Genomic DNA, 7253 nt, shown 5'->3' on the forward strand with positions numbered 1-7253 from the left:
GGTCCGTGGCCGGCCCGGCCGTTTGGGTCGGGAGACGGCCGCGTGACGGCGGGCGACCATGTCACGATGCCAACGCAGCACCGTATCGGGGCGCACCAGCAGCCGTACCCGGCGCAGCACGTCGCGTGGCAGGCTGTGGAGCAGGGCCGCCAGGAACGCCCGATCGCTTGCGTCGAACCGCGCCTTCTGTTTGCCCAGTTGGCGTTCCAGCACCGTGATCTGATGGCGCAGGGCAAGGATTTCCACGTCCTTGTCCCGATTGCTCATCGGCAGCAGCCGCAGCACCGCAAACGCGTTCGTCACAGCCAGGTACGCCAGTCGCAGCAGCACGGCAACCCATCATGCCGCATCGATCGCAGGCAACGCCGAACCCCAGCGCCCAGCAACCGGGTCAACGTCTCCGACCCCTGCCTCACCAGGGCGGATGGGATTTTCGGCAAGGGCACGGTCCCGACATCCGCTCGAGCATGACCGGACGCCAAGATCGTTAATGTCCGACCGGTGATGCCTTATCAGGTCTGCTTGAAGTCGTTGGGCCTTTCGACGAGCCTGCGTTCCATTGCGTCCCACAGCACCTCGCGCTCGTCGACCACAATCATGCTCGTGTACTCGCGCAGCAGCACCGAGTACTCCGTCACGAACGCCCGCTCTGGTAGCCGCCGGATCCATTCCCCAAGGTGCGGCAAGGCGAAGTAGTCGTGCGGGGTCCGTTGCATTAAGCGTTGCCCTGGTCAGGCAGGCTTGGACGGTGAAGCTCTCGAGCCGTCGGCGTCCATCCCTGCCACCGCGGTCGGCGTTCGCCTGGTTCCGGTTCCCACCCGACGTCATCATGGTCGCCGTCCGGCTCTACCTGCGGTACAACCTCTCCTACCGCGACGTCGAAGAACTCCTCATCGAGCGTGGTGTCGAGGCCGACCACGTCACCGTCTTCCGGTGGGTGCAACGCTTCACCCCGCTACTCGCCGACGCGGCCCGGTTCTGCCGGCACGCACCCGGTGACAGGTGGTTCACCGATGAGACCTACGTGAAGGTCAACGGCGTCTGGCGGTACGTGTACCGCGCCGTCGACCAGCACGGGCAGGTCATCGACGTAATCGTCTCCGCCCGCCGCGACGCGGCCGCGGCACGCCGGTTCTTCCGCCGGGCGATGGCCACCCTGAAGGTGCGACCCACCGAAGTGGTCACCGACGCGGCGTCGGTGTACCCGGCAGTCCTCGATGAACTGGTCCCGTGGGCGCGGCACCATGTCGAACGCCACGCCAACAACCGGATAGAGGCAGACCATAGTCAGCTGAAACAGCGACTCAGACCGATGCGCGGACTGCGGACCGACCGGACCGCACAGACGATCATCGTCGGACATGCCTTCATGCAGAACCTACGCCGCGGCCACTACGAACTCGGACTCGACGCCCCGCGCGGACTCCGCGTCGCCGCAGCGTTCACCGAGCTCGCCGCCGCCATCTGAAGACTGGCCGCGCTCACGCAACCGCGCCCTCCAATCAGCAAACGCAACGGCGCCTGCCGCTCTCGGTCGGCCTGGTCCGCCTCGGCTTCTACCTCGGCCTCGCCTTCGTCGTGCGGGTCACCTTCGTCGGCCAGGCGCCCAACCTGCAGACCTCGCTGACCTCGACCGGCGTGTTCACGCTCGCCGGCGTGGCCGGCCTGGTCATCGCCTTCTACCTGCACAGCCTGGTGGCGCCCGGCAACCTGCGCGGCGCGGTCGTCGCCGGCGGCGTCACCGAGGGGCTGGAGGCCGCCGCCGTGCTCACCGCGGTTGGCCTGATCCTCTACGGCGCCGTCGCCGGCGACTTCACCACCTGGCCGGAGAGCCTCGCCGGGTTCGGCATGGCCCTCGGTGTGGCCTACGTGGGGCTGTACGTCGCGCGGTACCTCATCGACTGGTTCGTGCTAACGGGCGACTGCACGCTGAGGACGATCCACGCCCAGCAGCAGCAGCAGGGTGCCGCCGCGCTGCTGGCATTCCTCCTGGTGATGGTGGCCCTGCCGATCAGCGCGGTGGTCAACCTCTACGTCGAGTAGCCCTTCAGCGGGTCTCGCAGGGCGCGCCGTTCACCGTGAAGGCGGTGGGCGGCGCGTCGCTGTCGTGCCAGGTGCCCATGAAGCCGAGGGTGGTGCTGCTGCCTGGGGCGATGTTGGAGTTGTACTCCAGGTTGCGCGCCGTCACCGCCGCGCCGCTCTGCGTCGTGGTGGCGTTCCACGCGTTCGTGATGTGCTGGTCGCCGGCGAAGGTGAAGGCGAGCCCCCAGCCCTGGATCGGCGTGGTGCCGATGGCGGCGATGGTGACCTGGGCGACGAAGCCGCCGGCCCAGCTGCTCGTGGTGCGGTAGGTGACCGCGCAGGTCGGCACGGGCGCGATGAGCAGCGTCGCGTTCGCGTTCGCGGTCATCCCGCCGGCGGTGAGCGACACGGTGCCGACGAGGCGGTCGGCGGTGCAGTTCGCGAATGTGGTGTACCCCTGCGTCGCGGTGAACGTGGCGCCGGGCGCGATGGTGACGGTGCGCGGCGGCAGCGGGTCGATGACCGGGCAGCCGGGCGGGATGCCGGTGTCGGAGCCGCGGAAGAAGCGGCCGTAGGCGAAGAACGAGGCCTGTTGCTCCTGGGCCGTGCAGTTCTGCGCGGTCATGGTGAGCGTCGAGCTCTGGCCGGGCGCGATCTTCGCCGGGTTGAACGTGACCGACGTGATCTGGACGGGCCCGGCGCACGGGGGCGTCGGGTCGGCCGCCTGGGCGGTGGCGGCGTGGACGGGGGTGGCGCCGATCGTGGCGAGGGCGGCGACGACGGCGAGGCGGCGGATGCTGTGTTTGATGTCCATCAATGTTCTAGCTTGACGCACGTGACCGTGTTGACGACCGAACGTCTCGCCCTTCGGGAGGTGAGCGACCATGACCTGGACGACCTGGCCGCGCTGTTCGGCGACGAGGCCGTGATGCGGTACTACCCGCGGACCCGGACCCGCGCGGAGACGCTCGAGTGGATCCGGGTCAACCAGGCCCGCTACCGGGCGGACGGCCACGGCCTGTGGGCCATGCACCTGCGCGACGGCGGCGCCTTCGCCGGCGACTGCGGGCTGACCGTCCAGCGCGTCGACGCAGTTCCGAGGGTTGCACAAACACGAGACGTATGATGACAAACAGGTCGGCGGTGTGCTCGAGGCGCTGAAAGATGGCGCCCATCGTCCGATGTCACGGCTACACGCCGAGCCGACATCGATCAACCCACCCTTCAAGATCTGTATCAGGTGATTGTGGAGACGATTGCGGCCACCCGCACCGAGGCCGGGTTGACGGTCGAGGCCGTGCGGTGCCGATCAGTCGGGATGCCTTCCACGGAGAGTGGAACTACGTGATCCACAGTGGACCGATCCCAGAACCGATACAGGACAACGCGATCAAGCCCAAGAAGATCAAGTAGTTTCTCGGTGGCCCCTTACCGGCGTCCAACTGCCCGAGGAGGCGTCCGCTCCGCATGGACGTCCGGCGCTGTGACCTTCGACGACGAGCACCCCGCGGACTTCGATCGGGAGTTCTTCGAGTTGGTCGATTCCGCGGACGGCGGTCACCTGATCCGCGCCGACGTCACCTGGCTGCTGTCCGGATGGACGTGCGTGTTCGGCAGTGGCAGTCGCGGGATCCGCCCGGGGCGACCAGAGGAGGGCTGCTGCTCCAACGGCGCGTACCTCTCCGGCGCGGCGGACCGGGCCCGCGTCGACGCGGCGGTCGTCCGGCTGACCGCCCAGACGTGAGAGGGGTGGCGCCCGAGTCCGGTGACACATGCCGTCGATGCCGAGTTCGACGGCGCACCGGCACACCGGACCGCCACGCGGGCCGACGGTCCCTGTGTGTTGCTCAACGGGCCCGGCTTCGCCGCCGGCGGTGGCTGCGCGCTCCACCTCCTCGCACTCCACGACGGTGTGCACCCGATGCGGTACAAGCCGGACGTGTGCTGGCAGCTGCCCATCCGCTGGCGGGGCGAAACGGTGATGCTGGAGGACGGCACGACGCAGCGGGTCACCACGCTGACGGAACACACCCGCCGTGCGCGGGGCGGCGCAGGTGCCTATCACCACTGGTGGTGCACGTCGTCGAGCCGCGCACGTTGCCGGAGTGCCGTTGTTCGAGCCGAGGTCGCCGATCGAAGGCGGGGAGGTGGCGTTCGCGTGCCCGGTCCAGGTGGTGACGCATCACGGCCGTGGCCTCGTCGGGCCGGCCGGGTCGTTCGCTGGCGGATGGGCCGTCGCTCTGGTGAACCGTCGGCTCCTACCTTGCCGGTGTCGATCATGCAGACGGCGATCCGACCGGTCCTCGGTACGGCATGCGACAGAGCCGCGCGGCAACCTCGGACGGCTGCCGCGCATCTGATCAGGTGTCAGCGAAGTGATCACCGATGGAGGCCGCTACCTCCCGGTTTACAAGGGAGCGTGCATGGCAGAACCGCGTTTCGGTGTGTTAGGCCCCCTGGAGGTGGCGCTTGATGAGCGCCTGGTGGACCTCGGCGGCCCCCGACCCCGGATGCTGCTCGCCCTTCTGCTCAGCGCCGGTGGGCGGGAGGTGCCGTTCTACCGCATCGTGGAGGTCCTGTGGGGCGCTGAGCCGCCGGCAAGCGCGCTGGGCACGGTACACAGCCATCTGACCCGGCTGCGCCGGGCGCTGGAGCCCGACCGGCCGCCGCGCTCGCCGGCGCGGGTCCTGGTGCGGGTGGGCGCGGGATACGCGGTGCGGCCGGCGCCGGGTTGCTTCGACGTCGAGCGATTCAGCGGCCTGGCAGCCGAGGGTCAGAAGCTGGTCGGCCGGGGCCGATACGGGCTGGCGTGTGAGGTGCTGGACCCCGCGCTGGCGCTGTGGCGTGGCGGCGCGTACGCCGATTTCCCGGACGCCCCGTTCGCGCTGCAGGAGGTACGCCAGCTGGAGGAGCAGCGAATGCAGGCGCGGATCGACCGGATGGCGGCTGAAGTGGGGCTGGGTCGCCCCGAGGCAGCCGTCGCGGAGCTGTCCGGCCTGGCGCGCGCACACCCCGGTCGCGAGCGGCTCTGGCAGCTGCTCGCCGTCGCGCTGTACCGCGCGGGCCGGCGGGTGGAGGCCCTGGACGCGCTGCGGGAGGCTCGGTCGACGCTGACCGAACGGTTCGGCGTGGACCCGGGCCCGGCGCTGCACGAGCTGGAGGCGGCGATGCTGCGCCACGACCCGGTGTTGGTCGATGACCCGCTGTCCGACCGGTCATCCGCGCCTGCCGCGCCCGCCGCGCCGGTCGTGGTGGACGGGCCGCTGCTGCCGGTCCCGGCGACGGGCCTGGTGGGCCGCGCGGCGGAGCTGACGGTCGTGGCCGACCTGCTGCGGGTATCGCGGATCGTCACGGTGACCGGCCCACCGGGGATCGGCAAGAGCCGCCTGGTGCTGGAGTACGCCCACCGCCATGCGGCGCTGACCGGCGTCCCGCCATTGCTGCTACCGGCAGAGCCGGGTGACCCGGACCCCGAGGCGCGGCTGGTCGAGGCGGTGCGGGCGGCCGGCGCCGCAGCGCGTTCCGACCGGCCCTCCCTGGTCGTCGTCGACGGCGGGGGAGCGGTGCTGGCCGGTGCGGTGCGGCGGCTCACGGACGCCGACCCGCGGCTGCGGGTGCTCGTGGCGGGCCGGGAGCCGCTCGGGCTGCCCGGCGAGGTGCTGCTGGAGCTGCCGCCGCTGCCGCTGGACGCGGCGGTGGAGCTGTTCGCCGCGCGGGCCGCCGAGGCCGATCCCGGCCGCCGCCAGGACGCCGGCCGGGCCGGGGCGTGGCCGAGCCCGGCGGAGCGGGAGCTCGTCGCCGCGGTGTGTGCCGCCGTCGGGTGCCTGCCGCGCGCCGTGGAACGGGCCGCCGCTCTGTCCCGGGCGCTGCCCTTGCCCGCTCTCGCCGTCCACCTGCGCAACGCCCCGGCCGCCCTGCTCGGCCCGGCCGCGGACCCGCTGGACGGCCCGCTGGCACCGGACGAGGCGACGCTGCTGGGCCGGCTCGCCGTCTTCGACGGCGGCTGGGACCTCGACGCGATGGCCGCGGTCGCCCCCGATCCGGCGGGGCCGGCCCGGCTCGCCGCGCTGGTCGACCGCTCGCTGGTGCAGGTCGTGCGCGACGGGCCGGGCAGTGCCGCCCACCGGTACCGGCTCGGCCGGCCGCAGCGGCAGGACGCCGCCGGGCTGCTCGACGATGACGAGCGGGCTCGAACCGTACGCCGGCACCGCGACTGGCTGCGCCGGCTCGCCGGGGACGCCGCCACGGGACTGCGCACCGCCGCGGCCGACGACTGGCTGCGCCGCCTGCACTGGGAGCGTCGTAATGTTCGGGCCGCGCTGCGCACCGCACTCGCCGATGGCGACGGTGCCGCGGTCGTCGACATCGCCGGCGGCGTCGCGTGGTACTGGTTCCACCAGGGCGCGACAGCGGAGGGCACCGCCTGGCTGCGCGCGGGCCTCGCGGCGGCGGGACAGGACCGGACGGCGCCCAGGCGAGCCGCCCGCAGCCGGGCTCAGCTGGGCCTGTCCGCGTTGCGTTCGATCGCCGGTGACGTACCCGACGCGGTCGCCTGGGCGCACGCCGCAGTCGGTGAAGCGGAGCGTGCCGGCCACCACTACCTGCGGGCCGACGCGTTGTGCTGCCTGTCCTTCGTGGCCGCAGCGTCCGGTGACGCGGCGTTGGCCGCAGCGGCCGCGGCGCGCTCGCAACGTGCCGCGGAGGTCGGCGGATGGCCGGACCTGCGTGCACAGGCCGGCATGGTGTCGGGCAACGCCCGCTACCTCGCCGGTGACCTCGCCGGCGCGGCCGAGCTGCTGGCCGACGCGCAGCGGGCGGCGCGGGCGTGCGGGTACGGATGGGTGGCCACCGTCGCCGGCTGGCTCGGTGTCGAGGTGGCGCTGGACCAGGCCCGCCACGAGGAGGCCCGCCACGCCGCCCTGGCGCTCACCGACCGGCTGGGCAGCGGCCCGGCGGTGAGCTCCTGGCTGGTCACCACGCTGTCGCTGGCGCGTGCGCTGACCCTCACCGGCGACGGCGAGGCGGGCGCGCTGCTGTGGGGCGCGGTCACCGGCATCGGCCAGCGGGTCGGCCTTGAGGCGCAGCGCATCGGCCGGGCGAACACCCACCGCAGCCGGCACGGCGCACCGGCGCAACGGCACGCGGCCGCATACGTGCGGGGGCTGGACATGACCCGGGCGCAGGCCGCCGCCCTCATCGCCACGCTGGCGGCGTGAGACCACAGCCGGCGC

Annotated in this window: 7 protein-coding genes and 1 pseudogene; 5 read left to right on the top strand and 3 right to left on the bottom strand. The window is 72.1% G+C overall.

Translation table 11 applies throughout. The annotated features are described in order from the left end of the window. Nucleotides 1-330, bottom strand: a pseudogene (locus tag AB0H83_RS36575) (integrase); the annotation flags it as partial. A 182-nt stretch (nucleotides 331-512) separates the two neighbouring features. Continuing rightward, complete coding sequence (locus AB0H83_RS36580) at nucleotides 513-638, bottom strand: hypothetical protein (RefSeq protein WP_360103242.1); 126 nt, start codon at nucleotides 636-638, stop codon at nucleotides 513-515. A 140-nt stretch (nucleotides 639-778) separates the two neighbouring features. Between AB0H83_RS36580 and AB0H83_RS36585 the strand changes: the two genes are divergently transcribed. Together AB0H83_RS36585 and AB0H83_RS36590 are read left to right on the top strand one after the other, a co-directional pair. Further along, entirely contained in the window at nucleotides 779-1468 is a 690-nt protein-coding gene (locus AB0H83_RS36585) for an IS6 family transposase (protein WP_360103348.1), read from the top strand. Between the two features lie 110 nt (nucleotides 1469-1578). Further along, nucleotides 1579-2043, top strand: a complete 465-nt coding sequence (locus AB0H83_RS36590; protein WP_360103244.1) for a hypothetical protein — start codon at nucleotides 1579-1581, stop codon at nucleotides 2041-2043. 4 nt (nucleotides 2044-2047) lie between these two features. On the opposite strand, the gene AB0H83_RS36595 is transcribed toward AB0H83_RS36590, so the two are convergent. Then, complete coding sequence (locus AB0H83_RS36595) at nucleotides 2048-2836, bottom strand: cellulose-binding domain-containing protein (protein WP_360103246.1); 789 nt, start codon at nucleotides 2834-2836, stop codon at nucleotides 2048-2050. A 21-nt stretch (nucleotides 2837-2857) separates the two neighbouring features. On the opposite strand from AB0H83_RS36595, the gene AB0H83_RS36600 reads away from it, so the two are divergent. The 3 genes from AB0H83_RS36600 (at nucleotide 2858) to AB0H83_RS36610 (ending at nucleotide 7238) form a co-directional block, all read left to right on the top strand. Further along, nucleotides 2858-3148: a GNAT family N-acetyltransferase gene (locus tag AB0H83_RS36600; RefSeq protein ID WP_360103248.1), complete on the top strand. Its 291-nt coding sequence runs from the start codon at nucleotides 2858-2860 to the stop codon at nucleotides 3146-3148. A 357-nt stretch (nucleotides 3149-3505) separates the two neighbouring features. After that, nucleotides 3506-3766: a hypothetical protein gene (locus AB0H83_RS36605; protein ID WP_360103250.1), complete on the top strand. Its 261-nt coding sequence runs from the start codon at nucleotides 3506-3508 to the stop codon at nucleotides 3764-3766. A 679-nt stretch (nucleotides 3767-4445) separates the two neighbouring features. Beyond that, the gene (locus AB0H83_RS36610) at nucleotides 4446-7238 is read left to right on the top strand and encodes a BTAD domain-containing putative transcriptional regulator (protein WP_360103252.1); all 2793 of its coding nucleotides are present in this window, start codon (nucleotides 4446-4448) and stop codon (nucleotides 7236-7238) included. The last annotated feature ends 15 nt before the right edge of the window (nucleotides 7239-7253 follow it).

This window comes from Dactylosporangium sp. NPDC050688 (genome assembly GCF_040654515.1).
In the GTDB taxonomy this organism is placed as follows: Bacteria; Actinomycetota; Actinomycetes; order Mycobacteriales; family Micromonosporaceae; genus Dactylosporangium.